The 20478-nt window shown below is 44.1% G+C and carries 17 protein-coding genes; 7 read left to right on the top strand and 10 right to left on the bottom strand.

Going from position 1 to position 20478, the window contains the following annotated elements; translation table 11 throughout:
• Positions 1 to 64: 64 nt before the first annotated feature.
• Positions 65 to 1873 (bottom strand): DUF3413 domain-containing protein, encoded by a 1809-nt coding sequence (locus AB4384_RS01680; protein ID WP_017063450.1) that lies wholly within the window; start codon positions 1871 to 1873, stop codon positions 65 to 67.
• 28 nt (positions 1874 to 1901) lie between these two features.
• Positions 1902 to 2129 (bottom strand): YejL family protein, encoded by a 228-nt coding sequence (locus tag AB4384_RS01675; protein WP_004734063.1) that lies wholly within the window; start codon positions 2127 to 2129, stop codon positions 1902 to 1904.
• An 84-nt stretch (positions 2130 to 2213) separates the two neighbouring features.
• Here AB4384_RS01675 and yejK point away from each other — a divergent pair, with 84 nt between their 5' ends.
• From yejK to AB4384_RS01660, 3 genes are all read left to right on the top strand, one after another.
• Positions 2214 to 3218, top strand: coding sequence for a nucleoid-associated protein YejK (gene yejK / locus AB4384_RS01670; protein WP_017061190.1), 1005 nt, complete (start codon positions 2214 to 2216; stop codon positions 3216 to 3218).
• Positions 3219 to 3323: 105 nt separating this feature from the next.
• Positions 3324 to 4727 (top strand): Hpt domain-containing protein, encoded by a 1404-nt coding sequence (locus AB4384_RS01665; RefSeq protein WP_372128753.1) that lies wholly within the window; start codon positions 3324 to 3326, stop codon positions 4725 to 4727.
• A gap of 76 nt (positions 4728 to 4803) precedes the next feature.
• On the top strand, positions 4804 to 5982 hold the full coding sequence (locus AB4384_RS01660) for a chemotaxis protein (protein ID WP_372128752.1): 1179 nt from the start codon (positions 4804 to 4806) through the stop codon (positions 5980 to 5982).
• Positions 5983 to 6086: 104 nt separating this feature from the next.
• On the opposite strand, the gene nhaC is transcribed toward AB4384_RS01660, so the two are convergent.
• Entirely contained in the window at positions 6087 to 7523 is a 1437-nt protein-coding gene (nhaC, locus tag AB4384_RS01655; RefSeq protein WP_017063453.1) for a Na+/H+ antiporter NhaC, read from the bottom strand.
• 500 nt (positions 7524 to 8023) lie between these two features.
• Between nhaC and asd the strand changes: the two genes are divergently transcribed.
• Positions 8024 to 9142, top strand: a complete 1119-nt coding sequence (gene asd / locus AB4384_RS01650; protein ID WP_017061186.1) for an aspartate-semialdehyde dehydrogenase — start codon at positions 8024 to 8026, stop codon at positions 9140 to 9142.
• A 152-nt stretch (positions 9143 to 9294) separates the two neighbouring features.
• Here the strand turns inward: asd and AB4384_RS01645 are convergent, their stop codons facing one another.
• Together AB4384_RS01645 and AB4384_RS01640 are read right to left on the bottom strand one after the other, a co-directional pair.
• On the bottom strand, positions 9295 to 10137 hold the full coding sequence (locus tag AB4384_RS01645) for an ion transporter (protein WP_029235134.1): 843 nt from the start codon (positions 10135 to 10137) through the stop codon (positions 9295 to 9297).
• Between the two features lie 149 nt (positions 10138 to 10286).
• A complete protein-coding gene (locus tag AB4384_RS01640; protein ID WP_017061184.1) occupies positions 10287 to 10925 on the bottom strand; it encodes a YchE family NAAT transporter in 639 nt (212 codons plus the stop codon).
• 638 nt (positions 10926 to 11563) lie between these two features.
• Here AB4384_RS01640 and adhE point away from each other — a divergent pair.
• Positions 11564 to 14269 (top strand): bifunctional acetaldehyde-CoA/alcohol dehydrogenase, encoded by a 2706-nt coding sequence (gene adhE, locus AB4384_RS01635; RefSeq protein ID WP_017061183.1) that lies wholly within the window; start codon positions 11564 to 11566, stop codon positions 14267 to 14269.
• Between the two features lie 186 nt (positions 14270 to 14455).
• On the opposite strand, the gene AB4384_RS01630 is transcribed toward adhE, so the two are convergent.
• The 3 genes from AB4384_RS01630 to sodB form a co-directional block, all read right to left on the bottom strand.
• Entirely contained in the window at positions 14456 to 15139 is a 684-nt protein-coding gene (locus AB4384_RS01630) for an SDR family oxidoreductase (RefSeq protein WP_017061182.1), read from the bottom strand.
• Between the two features lie 278 nt (positions 15140 to 15417).
• Entirely contained in the window at positions 15418 to 15921 is a 504-nt protein-coding gene (locus AB4384_RS01625; RefSeq protein WP_276605511.1) for a VC2046/SO_2500 family protein, read from the bottom strand.
• A gap of 247 nt (positions 15922 to 16168) precedes the next feature.
• Positions 16169 to 16753, bottom strand: coding sequence for a superoxide dismutase [Fe] (gene sodB / locus AB4384_RS01620; protein ID WP_004734050.1), 585 nt, complete (start codon positions 16751 to 16753; stop codon positions 16169 to 16171).
• 269 nt (positions 16754 to 17022) lie between these two features.
• Between sodB and AB4384_RS01615 the strand changes: the two genes are divergently transcribed.
• Both AB4384_RS01615 and AB4384_RS01610 read left to right on the top strand, forming a co-directional pair.
• Complete coding sequence (locus AB4384_RS01615) at positions 17023 to 17361, top strand: Grx4 family monothiol glutaredoxin (protein ID WP_004741702.1); 339 nt, start codon at positions 17023 to 17025, stop codon at positions 17359 to 17361.
• Positions 17362 to 17459: 98 nt separating this feature from the next.
• Positions 17460 to 18089, top strand: coding sequence for a DsbA family protein (locus AB4384_RS01610; protein ID WP_017061180.1), 630 nt, complete (start codon positions 17460 to 17462; stop codon positions 18087 to 18089).
• Between the two features lie 190 nt (positions 18090 to 18279).
• Here the strand turns inward: AB4384_RS01610 and AB4384_RS01605 are convergent, their stop codons facing one another.
• On the bottom strand, positions 18280 to 19605 hold the full coding sequence (locus AB4384_RS01605; RefSeq protein WP_029235135.1) for a Na+/H+ antiporter family protein: 1326 nt from the start codon (positions 19603 to 19605) through the stop codon (positions 18280 to 18282).
• Between the two features lie 65 nt (positions 19606 to 19670).
• The gene (gene rnt / locus AB4384_RS01600) at positions 19671 to 20315 is read right to left on the bottom strand and encodes a ribonuclease T (protein ID WP_017061178.1); all 645 of its coding nucleotides are present in this window, start codon (positions 20313 to 20315) and stop codon (positions 19671 to 19673) included.
• Positions 20316 to 20478 lie beyond the last annotated feature (163 nt).

The following is a 20478-nucleotide window of genomic DNA, read 5'->3' as shown; positions in this document are numbered from 1 at the left end:
GCTAATCCGCGATGAACCATAAAAAAGGGAAGCCATTGGCTTCCCTTTGCTGTTTGCTGATTATTTAGTCATTTTTTGTGTAGAAACGCTGTAGCTCTGTCAGGCCTTGCATCAACACAGGTAAGCGAGGGCTTACGTTTTTCAGGCGCTTGTAATTTTGGTCGTACAATTTGTAGTTACCAAATTTATCCAACACCGTTGTTTGCTGGTCAGTAACAAGAGCAAGTTCACGAGAGTCGCCCGCGAGAATCCACTTTCTGTTACGTTCATTAAACAGGCTGCGACCACTACTGAAATCTGTTGGGTTCGAAGATACACCCAATAGCTCTTGCATCAGTGTTACTGACACGTCTAGATGACTAGAACGGTGGGTATATTCAGAAGCAGACTTGCCAGGCCAGCTGATAAACAGTGGTACTTGTAACTGATAACGACTGTAGTTGGAGTTTGCACCCCAGCTGTTGGTTTTGGTTTCGTTAAACTCAGTACCGTGGTTAGAGGTAATGATAACCACCGTGTTATCGGCAAGCTCTAAGCGTTCCAGTTCAGCGTAGATAGTTGCTAGCTGAGCATCGGCCGCTGTCGCCGACTTTTGATAGTCTGCTGCAAAACGCTCTGCTGTCGTTAGCGTAGAGTCCGACTCTGAACTTGAATCGTAGCTGGCGAAGTTATCCAGTGTGGTTAATTCAATAAAGTTAAACCAAGGGCGTTTAGCTTGCGGTGATTGAATCCAGTTAGACCAAGCTTTTATGGCACTCTGGTCATCATAAGTTGCTTGCTCTGGCATCACATCACGGCCTCGGAAGATGATATCCGAGTACAGTGCATCACTAAAGTTGTCGCCACTGAAAGCAGCGAACTTGTAATCGTGATTCTCTAAAACATCGAGCAATACTGCGCTTGACCCCTGAGCTTCAATGCTGCTTGCGTAGCTGCTCGGTAGGCCGTAGAACAAGCCAAAAATACCAAACATATCGTTACTTGAACTGTAGTGGTTGGTGAAGTTGATCGACTGTTGTGCGTAGGCATAGCTGTTTGGCATCGCTGTCGCATTAAGAGCGTCAGAGCGAAGGTTGTTCACACTCACCATCAGGATATTAAGATCATCACTGCGGCGGTTGTATTGAATTTTTTCTAGCGGGTAGCTAACTAGGTTTACATTCTCTTTGTTCGCTTCTAAACGCTCAAGGTACTCTTCACGGTCTAATAGGCCATGTTTTTCCATAAAGCTTTTCGCTGTCATAGGGTAAGACAGTGGGAAGTTCGCTTTCTGGCTAGTAATTGGGTTATAGAAGTACGCATCAGCCCACATGTAGGTCAAGTGGCTGCTGATGAAACACAAGAAGAAGACGGCAGTAATCGGACGGCCAATGTGTTTATGAGACAGTTTACGCTGCTTACGCCAAACCCACTCAGACAGACCAAGCTGTAGTAAGAAGATAAATGGCATAACAATGAAGAGGTGCTGCAAATCAGACGTGAATGCAGATTCCTCTCCACTGAATAAAACCTCCCACACGACAGGCGTCAGGTGGAGGTTTATATTTTGATACGTTTGGGTATCAATCAGTAGGACAGTTAAACCTATGGTCGCGAAGATAACGGCAACCAAACGTAATAACTTCCTCGACGGAAGAATAAAAGTGAGCGGGAACAGCACTAATAGATAGAGCGCGAACACTAAAAAGCCAAAATGACCAACCCACGATGCAGCCAAATAGAATTGGCCTAGCAAGGTTTCTGGCCAAGCAGATTGAGTAATATAACGAGTACCAATCAACATCGCAGCAATGATGTTGAAAAATGCAAACCAGTGACCCCAACCAACCAGTCGAGATACACGATCGCTATATGAGTTTGCGCTGTCTACCATTTATAATTCTTTTATCCGTCAATCAAATTTAGTGAGACTTTTTATCTTCAAGAGAAGAAATTAAAGCCTCGGCAAATTTTTCAGCAATTCCTTTGCGTTGTGAAGCAGCAACATTCTGATTTAAGACATTGGTTGCGATATTTCCAGCGATCATCAGTGAAAGTTCTGGCGAAGCTTTGTGCTTAGTTAGTACAGCACCTACTTCAGCTAGGATTTTTTCAACTTGATCATCTGTGTATTTAGATATAATCGGCATAAGGACTCTAATAATGATAGTAAAAGCGGCTTATGATAACCTACTATGCACGACAACTGAAACCTGAACGGTAATATTTTCACTATGAGCCTTCACCTTTCCAACGTAATTTTACACCAGCTGAGCAAGAACGATCAGGATGAGCTGATTGTTAACTATCGTGCTGAATCTCTAGAAAACGATGCTTCATCTGAAAGCCTAGTTGCTGAACTTCACCGTGTTTTTAATTCAAAAGCAGGCAAAGGGTTTGGTTCTTTCAAATCTGACAGCGAATTCCAGCAGTGGTTGCATCAACTTCGTGCTGGTGAGACAAACTTTTACGATTTTTCTCAAAAGAGTGCGCAACGTCTAAAAGACGAACTATCAAAGTACCCATTCGCTGACGAAGGTATCTTGGTAATGGCTGAATATCAGTCACTTGCAACAGATTACCTTTTCATTGGTTTATTGCCTTCAAACCAAAGCCTAAAGGTAACTGAAGGGCTTGATATTAGTGCGACTGACTACCTTGATATCTCAAAAATGGATATCGCGGCTCGTCTAGACCTTTCAACTTATGAGACTGATAAAGAGTCAAACCGTTACTTAACTTACATTAAAGGACGTGTTGGCCGTAAAGTCGCGGATTTCTTCTTAGATTTCTTACAAGCTGAAGTTGGTTTGGATGCGAAACAGCAGAACCAAGTACTGATGCAAGCGGTAGAAGACTTCGTTTCTGACTCTAAATTAGAGAAAGAAGAAGCGATCAGCTACAAAAAGCAGGTTGCGGATTACTGTAACGAGCAGCTTAAAGCGGGCGATGAAGTACAAGTTCGTGAACTTTCTGGTGAGTTGCCAGCAAGCACAGATGGCACAAGCTTCTTTGACTATACTAGTGAGCAAGGCTACGAGTTAGAAGACAGCTTCCCAGCCGATCGCGCAACTATGCGTAAACTAACAAAATTTGTTGGTGCTGGTGGCGGTTTGAATGTTAGTTTTGATAGTCTGCTTCTAGGCGAACGTATCTTTTACGATCCGGAGACAGACACGCTAACGATTAAAGGCACTCCACCGAACTTACGTGACCAACTGACTCGCAATAAGTCATAGTCCGAAGTTAACGGATAAAAGCGGCAGCAGGACGTTGTCGCTTATTTTGTGCTTAATCTTTTAGCTACGGTCATGGCTTCAAGTTAACACGCACAAGGAATATAGATGGAACAATCAGTAGCAAAGCCCAAACGCTTTAAAAAACCAGCCACCTTTTTGGTTGTGCTCTTGGCTCTGTGGTTACTTCCTTCATTGGCTCTTCTTAATCTAAGCCGTTCCTACACCAATTCTCTAGCTCAAATCGAAGAGCTCGGTATTCGAGTCAACGAATTGAGGCAATCGCTTTATTTCTCAGAACCGCTTCGAGTCTCTCGTATCAATGATCTCGCACTCGATGCTCAGTTGGTTTATTCGATCCGACTGCAGATTGAATCTGATTTCCAACACGCCTTGTTTCGTCCTGATGTCAACCAACTGTTGTACGTAGCTGATCAGTTCCTAGAAAAGTTCGATGAGTTCATTCCAATAGAAAGCCAAGTTCAAGACATCGTTGATAACATTAAGATCTTGCGTGCTGATAAAGAGCTTTCCCCTCAGCTAAAACCGCTCCTCAACGAATACGGTGTTGTGGTATTTGAAGCCATGTATTCTGAAAATCAAAGTTCGTCAGCGACTTATCGCGCCTTTGATTCCATTCTAGAAAAATCTTATTCCTTAGAAAACGAAGAACAAGATGCACTCCAACAACTACTGGCTGATGCGTCAGCATTGTTGAGTGATTACGCTCAGCTTAACTATTTGGTTGATAAGATTAAGAAAAACTCAGTAAATGAACAGATCATAAAACTCGAAGCTGAGTTCCATGATCGTCAATTCAACCTATTGTTGGTGATGCTAGGCTTAAGCTTGGTGGCGATGAGCGGGATAGTGTTTTGGGGCGTTAGGTCCACAAAAACGATGAAAGAAGCAGACCAAGAACTCAGCTCTGAACTAGAAATTAATTCAAGTAAGGAAGACGCTTCTTATAGCGATGTTGTTTCCTCAGCAGTGAAACAAGCAGATAGTGACGCTTATGTATCCGAGAACAGGCCAACGCGCCAGTCTTCCGACTCTCAACCTCCGCAGAGCGTTAACGTTACAAGCCAACCCGTTGTACCGCAATACTCTATTCAGCAAGTCCCTGAACAGGCGCCAGTAGTAGAGAAACACGTTGCCAGTGTCACAGATTCAAAGCCTGCGATTGATATCGAAGACATGTTAGAAACGCTCGATGGTGATGCTGAGTCTGTCGAACTCTTGCTTGGTGTGTTTGTACAAGACCACGCAGGTGACTACGAGAAGTTTAAGTCTTTGTTGACCAAAGATGAAACCTCCGCGGCTCGCATTGTACATAGCTTAAAAGGCGTGGCTGGCAGTATTAAAGCGTCTCGGTTAGCCATCATTGCCGCAACCATTGAAATGACAATGAAGCAGTCCAGAGCGATCAGTGAACATGATTTAGCTGAACTAGAGCAGGCTATAAAAGCCTCTGTGGATTCTGCTCATGAATATTTAGACAGTCAGCGTTAACTTTTACAGGATTTTTGACAATACTCTGACGAAGCGCTCATACAATCAGCGCCCTTAGTCTTTGTCAGAGGTTTATATGTTACGAGTTTCGAGTCGAAGTTGGATGGTGTTGGTGCTTAGCATTGTGCTAAGTGGTTGTTCTCTCTTAGAAGTTAAGTTAGATAGTCAAACGACGCCTCTCACTCAACAAGAGTTAAATGCTCGGCTCATGACGCGTGAATACGCCAAGATGTTTTTTACACGAGTAGAAGACTCGGCTGATTTAATCGCGCAATTTTATCCTGCTGATGACACTTTACATCAATCTTATGTGTTGCTTTGGAAGATCCATGCAGAGCAGGGATTACAACAAGCGGCTTACCAAACTTCCCCAATGTCTGCGTTAATTGACTCGTGGGTTTTCACTGCCCAAATGAATCGGTTTTATAGCCAAGGCGATGGCGCGGACCTATTCGCGACGGATGATGCGGTAGAGGCTGCTCGTTTTCTTGACCAAGAAGCAGATAAATTGGCAAAGGGTGTATTGAACTCCAGTGATTTCAAAAAAAGCAAAGCGTTCGTTGCTCAGTTTGCTGCTAGCCACCCATTTAAAGACCTCACATTCAGAAGCACACCAGCTTACCGTGAATGGCTAAGTTACCTTGGTAAAGACGAATCGCAAATCGTTCAGAGCTTAGGCACCATGCCAGAAGCCATGAGTGACGCATCTGATCGTTTAAGCCTTATGGCTGACCAGACACCGAAACTGATGTCGTGGAAGGCGGAGCTGGTTGCATTGAATAGCTCGCTAACGGGTGAAGACCTATCGATGACGCTGGAAAGCCTTCGTCAAACATCAGCAAGCATGCAAGACTTCATTGAGAACAACCCGGAGTACATGCAAACACTGGCTTCTATTATGTCGACAGAAATGCAACCATTGCTCAACGACCTCAGTGATAAAACCGACCAAAAATTAGCGATGCTGAGTGATGAACGTGTGGCATTAGAAAAAATGGTGACACGTGAGAGAGAAGCTCTAGTAGAGATGATTGCGAAAGAGCGCATCGAGATTGCCGGCATTGTGACTTCAGAAAGAGAACTGTTCACGCAAGACCTTGATCGCGTCTCTCAAGAGGTGGTGGTACTGGCGATTGATAAGCTAATGGAGTTAATCAAAGGTGTGATTATCTACTTCATCCTGTTTATCTTAGTAGTGTTCTTTGCACCGTTAGGCATCGGTTACTGGTTGGGTAAACGAACCGCCAATAAATAGATAAATAAGTAAATCAGCAGATCAAAAAAGAGCGCTCTAGGGCGCTCTTTTTGCATTTATCCATTAACGTTTTGAGTTACGTTCGAAAGCGTTAGCTCCTGAACTTAAGCTTGTTGCTTGCTTAACTCGGTCGCTTCTTCAGCTTCAAACGCTGGTGCTGTTGGTTCACACTTATCAACGAACCAACCCATGTAAGATGTCACGATAGTCACGATGATACAGATGAAGCTTAACCACATGAAGGGTGCGTAAGACAGCGTCGCAACACCAAGAATACTCGCCATGTAGATACCGTTATCACTCCAGGGAACCATACCCGACGTTAGCGTGCCACCAAACTCAGCATTACGAGATAGGTTCTTACGCTTGTAGCCTAAACGGTCGTAGTTTTTCGCACAGATTTTTGGCGTAAGGATTAACGATACGTACATTGCAGAACCGAACACGTTACCCATGAAGGCCGTACCAATTGTGCTCGTCGCTAGTGAGCCTGCGCTGTTTACGCGGCGCTCAAACACCTTAGCGATTGTCTCTAGTACGCCCACTTTATCCAGTAAGCCACCGAAACCTAGACCAAATACGATAACCGCAACTGAACCTAGCATTGAAGACATGCCGCCACGGTTAAGAATCGAATCAATAAACTCTACGCCAGATGAGATTGAGAACGGTGCCCAAGCAGTGTTGAATGCCGTTAGGAAGTCGATATCTTGGATCATGACTGCCCAGATAATACCCAGCAGAGAACCAAAACTGATGACCGGGAATGAAGGCATACGGAAAGCCAACAGACCAAGCACGATAAGTACCGGAACGAATGAGTAAGGCGTGATGTAGAACTGAACTTCCATTGCTTTGATTACAGAGTCTACTTGGCTCATGTCAACGTTGCCCGCGTAGTGGAAACCAAACGCAGTAAACATGATGCCTGTAATCACGTAGCTGATTAACGCAACTGGAAGCATGCCCTTGATGTGTTCAACCACTTCAACACCAGACATTGAAGAAGCCAGAATCACTGAATCAGAAAGAGGAGACATCTTGTCACCGAAGTAACAGCCTGACAGCACGGCACCTGCAGTAATCGGTGCTGGAACACCTAGGCCTTGGCCGATACCCATCATCGCGATACCTGCTGTACCCGCAGCACCCCAAGAAGTACCGGTCGCCAATGCAGTTAGAGAACAGATGATCATGGTCGCTAAAAGGAAGATAGAAGGGTGGATAGCTTTCAGACCATAGTAAATGATAGTAGGTACGATCCCGCCTGAGATCCAAGTACCAACAAGAGCGCCAACGGCTAAAAGTATTAAAACCGCGCCTAAGCCATTGGATATTCCTTTGAGTGCTGCTTTTTCTAAGTCTTTGTATTGGTGTCCAAGACGAATACCAAGAACCATGATAATGAACCAGCCAATATACAAGGCAAGTTGAATTGGAAGGTCAAGCTTTGCAGTAAAGGAAAAAGCAAGGGATAGAAATAGTCCTAACGCGATGAATACCTGCAATAGGTTCGGTAGGCGAGTTTTACTCTGCTTCATAAAAGCCTCTTGTGATTTCGAGCATTTATAGTGCTTCGTTATAGTGTGTGGTGCAAAACGGACACTACAGTAATTAGTTTATTATATCGAAAAAATACGCCTAAGTTGTGATATTTGACTGTTAACTCAATCAATTGTGGTTTCATAATCTAAATTTTTGTTACATTCATGATTGTTACATGTTGAAATCTGTCGCGCGTTGTTTTCGTTTTGTAAAATAAAACTCTGATTAACCTTGGTTTAAAAGAGGGATTTACTGTTTGTGATGAGCGTCGATTGAATCGACTTTGGCGATGTAAATGTTTGAATTTGACGATAATGGACGCTTAATCAATGAGGTGGAGATGGAATGTCGATACAGAGATAACTGCACGATTCATTACGTTCACTTAAAAGAAACGAAAAAGTTACACTTTTTGACAAAAAGCACTTGAGTTCTGTTTCTGAAAAACTTATAGATGGGGGAGAGCAATTTTTAATTTATACATGGAGAGTGAGCGATGAGAGTAGGTCTAGTTGGTTGGCGCGGTATGGTTGGTTCTGTACTGATGCAACGTATGGTTGAAGAGAAAGACTTCGACTTGATTGAGCCTGTTTATTACAGCACATCTCAGATTGGTATTCCTGCCCCTGTTTTAGGTGGTAAAGATGCGGGTCTACTTCAAGACGCTTTTGATATTGATAGCCTAAAACAGCTTGATGCTGTGATTACCTGTCAAGGCGGCGATTACACATCAAAAGTATACCCAGCACTGCGTCAAGCAGGTTGGAAAGGTTACTGGATTGATGCAGCATCTACTCTGCGTATGGATGCTGATTCAATCATCACTCTTGATCCTGTTAACTTGGCTCAAATCCAGCAAGGCATTCACAGCGGCACCAACACGTTCGTTGGCGGTAACTGTACTGTGAGCTTAATGCTTATGGCTCTAGGTGGTCTGTACGAGAAAGGCATGGTTGAGTGGATGAGTGCCATGACTTACCAAGCAGCTTCTGGTGCGGGTGCTAAGAACATGCGTGAGCTGATCTCACAAATGGGTGTGATCAACGACAGCGTAAGTTCTGAGTTAGCAAACCCTTCAAGCTCAATTCTTGATATCGATAAGAAAGTGGCTGATACGATTCGTTCATCTTCATTCCCAACAGACCAATTTGGTGCTCCGCTTGCAGGCTCACTGATTCCTTGGATCGATGTGAAGCGTGAAAACGGTCAGAGTAAAGAAGAGTGGAAAGCCGGTGTTGAAGCGAACAAGATTCTTGGTCTAGATGGTCAGCCAATCCCAATTGATGGTACTTGTGTACGAATCGGTGCAATGCGTTGTCACGCTCAAGCACTAACGATCAAGCTTAAGCAAGACGTGCCAATGGACGAGATCGAAGAGATCATCGCAACGCACAATGATTGGGTTAAAGTGATTCCTAATGACCGCGACATCACGGCACAGGAGCTAACACCAGCGAAAGTAACAGGCACAATGTCTGTACCTGTCGGTCGTCTGCGTAAGATGTCGATGGGTAACGACTTCCTAAACGCCTTCACGGTTGGTGACCAACTACTTTGGGGGGCTGCAGAACCACTACGTCGTACTCTACGCATTATCCTTGCTGAGAAATCGTAATAGGCAAGATTGCTTAAATTCTATTAGCTGATAAACCGAAAGGGTTGACGACAAACGTCAACCCTTTTTAGTTTATTGCTACCTCGTTATTCGGCCCTCGAAACTGCCCTTAAATCTCTTCGCATCTCGCTACTCGAATCTCGTGTCTGCTTTTATTTCTCGTCGGTGACGACACGCTTGTCTGGATCCGCTAATTCGCTAGCACAGTGCTTGCAATACATGGCGTCTGAATCATGACCCGCTCGGTTACAGTTCGGGCACTTAACCAATTCTTTGTGCGAGTTCATCTCATTACTGAGTTCTGCAGTAATGATCCCGGTTGGCACTGCTAAGATAGAGTAACCCAATAGCATGGTCAGTGATGCTATGGCTTTACCAAGCGCGGTCTGCGGCACCATGTCACCATAACCTACCGTAGTGATAGTCACGATGGCCCAATAGATACTGTGAGGAATACTGGTGAAGCCATTGTCAGGACCTTCAATAACAAAGATCAAGGCGCCAAAGATAACCACCAAGATGCCGACGGTGCTAAAGAAGATCAGTATCTTTCGTCGTGCCATTAATAGTGAGCGCAACAGAATATTGGAATCTTGCAGGTAGCGAACCAGCTTTAGAATTCGGAAGATACGCATCACACGCAGCAGTCTCACCACACCCATAAATGAAGCGCCTGGGAAGATGATTGCTAGGTAGGTCGGAAGAATCGCCAATAGGTCAACGACACCATAAAAACTGGTGGCGTAAGATTTTGGCTTTGGGGAGCAATAGAGCCTTAACAAATACTCAAGAGTGAAGAGTGCAGTGAAGGTGTATTCGATATAACGCAGCTGTTGTGACCATTCGGTCATCACATTAGGGATGGATTCTAAGATCAGAACCAACAGCGAAGCCAAGATTGCAACGATCAGAGTTATATCAAATGCACGTCCGGCTGGCGTGTGAGTACCAAAGATAATGACGTACAAATGATGCTTGAGTGGCTTGCGTGACATAAGGAGAGGTTCGTCTTCTGTTAAATGCATTAACAGTCATTATACAAGCTTCATAATAACGAGGCGAGTGAAAGCCCAATTGCTTTACTCGCCTCATCTATATTTCAATATTGTTGCCCTTTATAGAGCAACCGAAATGTTGTTAAACGTTATGCCAAGCCTGGGAACAGATTACGTAGGCCATTGGCGATGAACTCGATGCCCAATGCGCCAAGAATCAGACCCATGATACGAGTGATCACGTTGATACCCGTTTGACCTAAAAAGCGAACGATAACCGGCGCTGAACGGAACAAAAGCCAAGAGCACGTTGCGAATGCGATGATGCTAATGCCGATGCCGACCGTATCAATAGCAGCAGGGTAGCGAGAACCATAAACAATGGTCGAGCTGATTGCACCTGGGCCTGCCATTAGCGGCATAGCAAGTGGAACAACGCCGATCTGCTCTTTGCTGATGTATTCAGACTTCTCTTGTTTGTTCTGCTTATCTTCACCGAGCTTACCGCTCATCATCGAAAATGCGATGCTCAATAACAGTAAGCCACCAGCAACGCGGAATGAATCCAACGAGATGCTAAACATATCAAGAAGCATTTGCCCTGCAACAAGTGACATAATCAAGATCACGGCAACAGCAATATTTGCTTGTAAGGCTGTCCTGTTCCTCTCTTCTGGCGGCATATGAGCAGTAAGAGAAACAAAAACAGGCATGATGCCGATTGGGTTTACGGCAGCAACAAGCCCAAGGAAGAATTGCATAAAAATTGCGAGTTCTAAGCCTTGCATGAGAGCGATCTCCAGTTAGCGTACTTAAGGTTGAAGGGTTGATCTGTGAATAGTTTAGGCGCGTAATGTAAGGGACAAACTCAATTTACGCGAATGAAAAAAACTAACTTGAAATGGGTGATTCTTTTTAGAAAAACTAATTGAATCTCACTTTTGTTTCAAGCCTGTTGCAAGCTAGTTGGTAGTGTTTCATTTTGTAATTTATTATTGAATAACTGTTAACCGACGCACGAAATTAATAAAAATTATGTCAGAATCTAGCCCGTACAACGCTATGGATATACTCTCAGTAGCACGAATATAGCTGTATACATGTAATTTAACGGACTAAAAATGAAACTTTTTTACAGTTTATTACGCTATGTAGAAAAAAGTTGTCTGTTTGCTTGTTTTTTGCGCGAACGAAAAGTGTGAGTTTAATCTATATAAATCATGCTCTTAAGTTCATTTTTGCGATTGCCTTACTACTTTCTGGTTAATTCTTTTTGGGTAACTGATCTGGGTCAATTTTTTTCACACAGTGAAATAATATACTCAGCCCTGAAAGCAATTTACTAAGAACGCTGGTGTTTAAGGTTAACGGCAAGCAGCGAATTTAATAAAAAGTTTTTAATATTTATTATTTTAGGAGATCCACCATGCCTGTAACTAACTTAGCGGAACTTGATGCTCTAGTAGCTCGCGTTAAAGCAGCACAAGAAGAGTTTGCAACATTCTCTCAAGAGAAAGTAGACGCAATCTTCCGCGCAGCTTCTCTTGCTGCTAACCACGCTCGTATTCCACTTGCTCAACAAGCAGTTGCTGAATCTGGAATGGGTATTGTTGAAGATAAGGTTATCAAAAACCACTTTGCATCTGAATTTATCTACAACAAATACAAAGACGAAAAAACATGTGGCATCTTAGAAGAAGATGACAACCTAGGCACAATGACTATCGCTGAGCCTGTAGGTATCATCTGTGGTATCGTTCCAACAACGAACCCAACTTCTACAGCAATCTTCAAATCTCTAATTTCTCTTAAGACACGTAACGGCATCATCTTCTCGCCACACCCACGTGCAAAGAACTCAACTAACGACGCAGCGAAACTAGTTCTAGACGCAGCTGTTGCAGCGGGTGCTCCACGAGACATCATCGGTTGGATCGACCAACCATCTGTAGAGCTTTCTAACGCGCTTATGAAGCACGACGGTATCGCACTTATCCTTGCTACTGGTGGTCCAGGCATGGTTAAAGCAGCATACTCTTCTGGTAAGCCTGCTATCGGTGTTGGTGCTGGTAACGTTCCTGTCGTTATCGATGAAACAGCTGACATCAAACGTGCTGTAGCATCTATCCTTATGTCTAAGACTTTCGATAACGGCGTAGTATGTGCTTCTGAGCAAGCTGCAATCGTAGTTAGCGAAGTATATGACGAAGTTAAAGAGCGTTTCGCTTCTCACAAAGCTCACGTTCTATCTAAAGCTGACGCTGATAAAGTACGTAAAGTTCTGCTTATCGACGGCAACCTAAACGCTAAAATCGTAGGTCAACCTGCTCCAGCAATCGCTGAAATGGCTGGTGTTAAAGTTCCTGCTGATACAAAAGTACTTGTAGGTGAAGGTCTTGGTAAAGTTTCTTACGATGACGAATTCGCTCACGAGAAACTATCTCCAACTCTAGGTCTATTCCGCGCAGATGACTTCGAAGACGCAGTTGCTCAAGCGGTAACTATGGTTGAAATCGGTGGTATCGGTCACACATCTGGTCTTTACACTAACCAAGATACTAACGCAGACCGCATCCGTTACTTCGGTGACAAGATGAAGACTGCTCGTATCCTAATCAACATCCCGACTACTCACGGTGGTATCGGTGACCTGTACAACTTCAACGTTGCACCTTCTCTAACTCTAGGTTGTGGTTCATGGGGTGGTAACTCTATCTCTGAGAACGTAGGTCCTAAGCACCTTATCAACAAGAAAACTGTAGCGAAGCGAGCTGAAAACATGTTGTGGCACAAACTACCTAAGTCTATCTACTTCCGTCGTGGTAGCCTTCCAATCGCAATGAGCGACCTAGAAGGTAAGAAACGCGCATTCCTAGTAACTGACCGTTTCCTATTCAACAACGGTTACGCAGATGACGTAGTTAGCTTGCTTAAAGCACAAGGCATCGAAGTTCAAACTTTCTTCGACGTAGAAGCGGATCCAACGCTATCTGTTGTTGAGAAAGGCGCTGAAGCAATGAAGAGCTTCCAACCTGACGTAATCCTTGCTCTAGGTGGCGGTTCTCCAATGGATGCTGCTAAGATCATGTGGGTTATGTACGAGCACCCAGAAACTCACTTCGAAGAACTAGCAATGCGCTTTATGGACATCCGTAAACGTATCTACAAGTTCCCTAAAATGGGTCAAAAAGCTGAGCTTGTATGTATCACTACAACTTCAGGTACAGGTTCAGAGGTTACTCCATTCGCTGTTGTTACTGACGACAAGACTGGTGCTAAATACCCACTAGCTGATTACGAAATCACGCCAAACATGGCTATCGTTGATGCGAACCTAGTAATGAACATGCCTAAGTCTCTAACAGCGTTCGGTGGTTACGATGCAGTAACTCACGCTCTTGAAGCTTACGTATCTGTTCTAGCGAACGAGTACTCAGACGGTCAAGCTCTTCAAGCTCTTAAGATGCTTAAAGAATACCTACCATCAAGCTACAAAAATGGTGCGGCTGACCCAATAGCTCGTGAGAAAGTACACAACGCAGCAACTATCGCTGGTGTAGCATTTGCGAACGCATTCCTAGGTGTGTGTCACTCAATGGCTCACAAAATTGGTGCTGAGTTCCACCTACCACACGGTCTTGCTAACGCACTACTTATCTCAAACGTTGTACGTTACAACGCGAACGATAACCCAACTAAGCAGACTGCATTCTCTCAGTACGACCGTCCACAAGCACGTCGTCGTTACGCTGAAGTTGCTGACCACCTAGGCCTAAGCCAAGCTGGTGACCGTACAGCTCAGAAGATTGAACGTCTACTGACTTGGTTAGAAGAGCTTAAAGTTGACCTAGACATCCCACTATCTATCCAAGCTGCGGGTGTTAACGAGTCTGACTTCATCGCTAAACTAGACGAGCTAGCTGTTGAAGCGTTCGATGACCAGTGTACAGGTGCTAACCCACGTTACCCTCTAATCACTGAGCTAAAAGAAGTTCTAACAACTTCTTACTTCGGCCAACCATACGTTGAAGGCGAAACTTTCGAAGGTACTACAGTTATCCTTAAGAAAGCAGACCAAAAGCCAGCTGAAGCGAAAGCGCCAAAAGCTAAAAAAGAAAAAGCTAACGCATAATAAGTAAGCATTAGTTTTGAGATAAGTTTTCGCTAGCACGATACTTATCTATCGGGAAAAGATGAAAGCCCCAGTCGAGAGACCGGGGCTTTTTTTATGTTTGGTTCGTTTGTAAAACGGATTGAGAGGCAATAGCTCTGCTACTTAATATGAGCTGAGCCAGTCATGTTCAATTGGAATAGGGAGTTAAACCTCTGCCGCGACAACTCGCCCACTGAAGTAGTCATTCGAGACAATGTATTCGGTTGTTCTGGTCAGCTCGTCTTGCAGCTGCGCCCAGTGACATCGGTTGAGCTTGCCATCGGAGTTATGAACGGCGGGAACAACGCCACCGACTCGAATGCCAAAGGGAGTCAGCTCTTTCGCCCAACTATGGGTAAAGCCAGTGATCATTGAGTTTGCGCTCTCTAAGCCAGACACATCGTGAAAGTCATCATGAGATATCACATTCACAATCACGCCTTCCTTATCTTCCTCTCGCAATCTCTCAGCACTGATTTGCCCAAATGCGAACAGGGTCGATGCCATCGATGAGAGATCATTAATAAAGCTGCTCACAGGCTGATCGCCAATTAGGCTAGGCATTGGGGAGCTTATCCAGTTATTGACCAGCACATCGGGTGTCGTGTTGAAGGTGGTTTGAATAAAATCATATACGCTGAGAATCGCTTGGCTGTCATTGCCTTTGAGCGTGTAGTGGTAAACAGAGTCAGAAAACCGGGCACACTGTAGATACGTCGCTTTAAGTGCTTCCGTGTCTTTATCACAAAGGATGACGGTGGCTCCAAGGTTAACAAAGTGGTTCGCAATCGCCCCCCCCAGTCGCGAGCCGGCAGATGTCACCAATATGATTGAGCTTTTTATTTCCATCCCAGTACCTAAACAAATCGTCCATGTCGGATAAGGATGGGTTAAAATTTATACAGCGGGTGTGAATTGGTTCAAACTAAGGTGTGCCAATTAATAAGTTTTTATGAACTTAGTGGCACGTCACATTTTGTAGTAACTTCAAGCGGTAACCGACATCAGGTGTTTTTAGGTTGCCTAAGGCTAGTGGTTCATATCATTCGTGTGAATACTTTGAAGTGTGCGAGTTAGTCGAAGAAGAGCTATGGATAGACAGCGAAAAAGGGAAAGGTAGGCGACCGCTATACTTGAGCTTGAATTTGATACTGACGTTGCGCGGTGGTTAGCTCATTGTAGAGCGTGGCATGTGGCAAATCAGGTAAATGCTTGTTTGCGAGTTTGCGTCGGTCATGACCAGAAAGGTTTTGGTAAACCTCTTCGGGTAAGTCGGCTGTATCTTCAGGCATGAAGGCAAGCGCTTCAGGTTTCAAGTAATGGCTGAGCTTGGCGCTGGCAAGGCTAGCTTGATGAAAATGATTAGATTGCTGAGCTGAAATCTCATATGAAGACTGGTTTGAACGCAGTTGTTGAGGTTCTGCTACGCCAAATTGTTTGCGCAGGCGATCTTCATTTGTCTCTGTGATTTCAATGGTGTCAATTGGCGTGCAATCACGGACATCATTAGAAAACATAGATAACAGCAACGCGAAATCTGCACGGCGACCTTGCTCAACCGCTTGGCTGATCCCGATGCCGAACTTCAGTTCGTTGATGATTCCTGGTTTGTCTAAAGTATGTATTTGCATGTCGCCTCTCATTGGATACACCTTTAACGGCATGGAGTCGGCAAACTTTAGTGTTTAATTACAGGCAAATAGAGAATTTATGTAGGGTTGGGAAGAAGGCTATCAATAGTTCGAGAAGTAAGCGCTATTGGCGGGTTTATTACGAAATGTTTAGATTTTGTGGAACACGACAGATACAAAAAAGCTCACGCCGAGGCATGAGCTTTCAATAGATAACTCGCTATAAATAGCGCAGCGTAAGCAATAATTACTTAGCTAGGTTCTCTTCTACGAAAGACCAGTTTACTAGGTTCCAGAATGCAGCCATGTAGTCAGGGCGAACATTGCGGAAATCGATGTAGTAAGCGTGTTCCCATAGGTCAACAGTTAGAAGTGGAGTAACACCTTCTTCTGTTAGAGGAGTAGCAGCGTTAGAAGTGTTAACGATGTCTAGAGAACCGTCAGCTTTCTTAACTAACCAAGTCCAAGAAGAACCGAAGTTGTTGATTGCTGAATCAGTGAATTTCGCTTTGAATTCTTCGAAAGAACCGAATGCAGCGTTGATAGCTTCTGCAACAGCGCCAGTTGGTTCGCCGCCCGCTTTAGGAGCAAGACAGTGCCAGTAGAACGTGTGGTTCCAGATTTGAGCAGCGTTATTGAAAACACCACCAGTAGAAGTCTTAACGATCTCTTCTAGTGTTTTGCCTTCAAACTCAGTACCTGGGATAAGGCCGTTTAGCTTAACAACGTAAGTGTTGTGGTGCTTACCGTGGTGGAAATCTAGCGTTTCTGCTGAGATGTGTGGTTCTAGCGCGTCTTTCGCGTAAGGAAGAGCCGGTAGTTCAAATGCCATTGCTCAATTCTCCATTGATATGAAAGAGTTAACTCTTTCGATTGCTTCCAGTGATATTATTATTCATGGCTCGCTATACTGCCAACCATGGTCAATTTGCTGACTTGCGATATAGTTTAGCAAGTTTTTACTTTATTAAAAGCTTATTTCATTACTTTTGTGTGAATTGTTAGCTTAGCTTGTTAACCGCTTTTTTTATATGGTTTTTATTCTTTTAGTTTGGGGTAGAATAAAGGCAATAAAAGCCGTAATCCATTAACGAGGAAGCAATGGAAACTATCGATAAAATCAAACAGCAAATTGAAGAAAACACTATTCTACTGTACATGAAAGGTTCTCCTAAGCTACCTAGCTGTGGTTTCTCTTCTCAAGCGTCTCAAGCTCTAATGGCATGTGGCGAAAAATTTGCTTACGTAGATATCCTACAAAACCCTGATATCCGTGCAGAGCTTCCTGCTTACGCACAGTGGCCAACTTTCCCACAACTTTGGGTTGAAGGTGAGCTAATCGGTGGTTGTGACATCATTCTTGAGATGTTCCAAAAAGGCGAACTTCAGCCAATCATCAAAGAAGCAGCGGCTAAAGTTGCTGGCGATGACGCTGAATAAGTTCTAGCCTTTGCGCTGAATAGTTAAAATGAGGGGCCTTAATCAGGCTCCTTTTTTGTTTGAATTGATCGAATCATTGACTCGATAAGGAATGAACAATGAACGTAAAACTTCATTATGTGCATGATCCAATGTGCAGCTGGTGTTGGGGTTACAAGCCAACACTTGAGTTATTGAAACAACAATTGCCTGCGAGCATTGAGTTTAACTATGTAGTGGGTGGTTTGGCCCCGGATTCTGATGAGCCAATGTCAGAAGAGATGAAAGGCAAGCTGCAAGCGATTTGGAAGCAGATCGAAGCTAAGTTGGGTACTGAGTTTAACCATGATTTTTGGACAGAGTGCCAACCTGTTCGCAGTACTTACCCTGCGTGCCGTGCCGTGATTGCTGCAGGTTTTCAAGACCACTACGAAGCGATGCTTGAAGCGATTCAACATGCTTACTACCTTCGTGCGATGTTGCCACATAGCCAAGACACACATTTGCAGTTGGCTGAAGAGCTAGGTATGAATGTTCAACAGTTTGAAAATGACCTTTCTAGCAAGTTATTGGAAAGTGAGTTAGATGACCAGCTAGGCTTTAAAGAAGCGATGGGTGTATTTTCTTACCCGACCTTAATGCTTGAAGTGAACGGCATCTTTAGTGAAGTTGAATTGGATTATCATTCAACGGAAGCGACGCTTAAGTCTATTCGCGAAATTTTAGTGAGTAATGCTCCCGCTGCGTAATTCAGCGAGAGTCATCTGTATTCGCAATGATTTCTAAGGCTTACTCATCAGAGTAAGCCTTTTTTGTTTGGTGTCGCTAGTTCAATGAGAGTGAGCGGAAGGAAGAGTAGAATGAATCTCAGAGACAAAAAAGACCGCACGAGGCGGTCTTTATAAAAGTGAGTGTAGGGCTCTTTAACTACAAACCTAATTACAGAACCATGGCTGCAATCCAACCGAATACGATCAGTGGGATGTTGTAGTGCAGGAATGTTGGAACTACGGTTTCCCATACGTGCTCGTGTTGACCATCAGCATTTAGACCAGACGTTGGACCTAATGTTGAGTCAGAAGCCGGAGAGCCCGCATCACCAAGTGCAGCAGCTGTACCTACTAGAGCGATTGTTGCCATTGGCGAGAAGCCAAATGCTGCTGCTAATGGAACGTAGATAGTTGCAAGGATTGGAATCGTAGAGAACGAAGAACCAATGCCCATAGTAACCAATAGACCAACAATTAGCATAAGTAGTGCTGCTAGAGGCTTGTTGTCGCCAATGCTTGTTGAAAGTGCTTCAACCAGAGATTCAACGCCACCTGTTTGCTTCATAACTGCCGCGAAACCTGCTGCTGCAATCATGATGAAACCGATCATTGCCATCATGTGAACGCCCTTGGTGAAGACATCTTGTGTCTCTTTCCAAGCAATAACGCCACCGAAGGTAAATACCATGAAACCCGCTAGAGCACCGATGATCATAGAGCCAGTCGATAGTTGAACTGTTAGCGCTGCTACGATACCAGCTGCTGCTACTAGGATGTGCTTCTTGTTGATCTCTTTCACTTCTGTTGAAACAACAGTGTGAGAGGTTTCTTTGTATTGGCGAGGCTTACGGTAAGTAAAGAATACTGCAGTAAGAAGACCGAAGATCATGCCCGCAGCGGGTAACAACATCGCCATTGGCACTTGGCTTGCTACTACGTTTTCAAGACCATTGTCGTGAAGGTTTTTAAGCAGAATGTTGTTTAGGAAGATGCCACCAAAACCAATCGGTAGCACCATGTAAGGTGTAATCAGACCAAAAGTAAGTACACACGCAACTAGACGGCGGTCTAGGTTCATTTTTGCGAATACGCCTAGTAGAGGTGGGATTAAGATTGGGATGAAGGCGATATGTACTGGAATCACGTTTTGCGAAGACATGGTCACTAAGATCAACGACGCAAGCATGCCGTATTTAAGACCAGTCGATGCCGCACTGTTCTCTTTGCCGTGAATGCGTTTGATAACACTTTGAGCAAGGAGATCTGTGATACCAGAACGTGAGATAGCAACAGCGAATGTACCAAGCATAGCGTAGCTAAGTGCAATCGTTGCACCGCCGCCTAATCCACTTTCGAAAGCCGCGACTGCGTCGTTCAAGCTCATACCAGAGGCTACGCCACCGATAATTGCACTGAACGTCAGAGCAACGACTACGTTTACGCGCATCAAAGCTAAAACAAGCATGATGCAAACTGAAATTACAACAGGATTCATATTATTCTCGGGATGTTGTGTTTTTTATGAAGGCAATACGAAAAAACGTTTACCGACTCTATTTTTTATTCTTCGTCAACAAGAGGCCAACCACCAAGGGCTTTCCATTTGTTTACAATGCCGCAAAATAACTCTGTGGTTTTTTGCGTATCATACAAAGCAGAGTGTGCTTCTTTGTTGTCAAATTCCATCCCTGCAGTGCGGCAAGCTTTAGCCAAAACGGTTTGACCGTAGGCAAGACCACTAAGAGCTGCAGTGTCAAAAGTAGCAAATGGATGGAAAGGGACGCGTTTAAGCTTACAGCGCTCACTTGCCGCATTAACGAAGTTCAAATCGAATGTAGCGTTGTGAGCAACCATGATTGCGCGACTGCAATCTGAAGCTTTTTGTTCTTTTCTCACTAGCTTGTAGATTTCTTTAAGGGCTTCTTGTTCCGACACAGCACCACGTAATGGGCTAAATGGGTCTTTAATTCCGTTAAAGTCTAATGCTGCCTGCTCTATATTTGCGCCTTCAAAAGGCTCAATGTGAAAATGAAGCGTTGATGCAGGGTGCAGATCTCCGTTCTCATCCATTTTTAATGTAATGGCACAGATTTCTAATAATGCATCGGTTTCAGCGTTAAACCCTGCGGTTTCCACGTCGATGACCACTGGAAAATAGCCGCGAAAGCGTTTTTTTAGGGTCAGAGCTTCGTTTTCTACAGTCATGTTAGCCCAAATAAGTGTGATTAAGGCTGCATTATTGCAGATAATAGCAGTGATAAAAACTAGGGAAGGGCAATAAATCTTAAATTACCCAACCCATTACGGCTTGATAATTGCATATTTAAACGTGAGAGAAAAATGCGGCAATTGGCTGCATTGTTAAACG

This window comes from Vibrio sp. 10N.261.51.A4 (assembly GCF_041471945.1).
GTDB classification, from domain to species: Bacteria; Pseudomonadota; Gammaproteobacteria; order Enterobacterales; family Vibrionaceae; genus Vibrio; species Vibrio crassostreae_C.
This window is presented reverse-complemented; position numbering and strand designations above follow the sequence as displayed.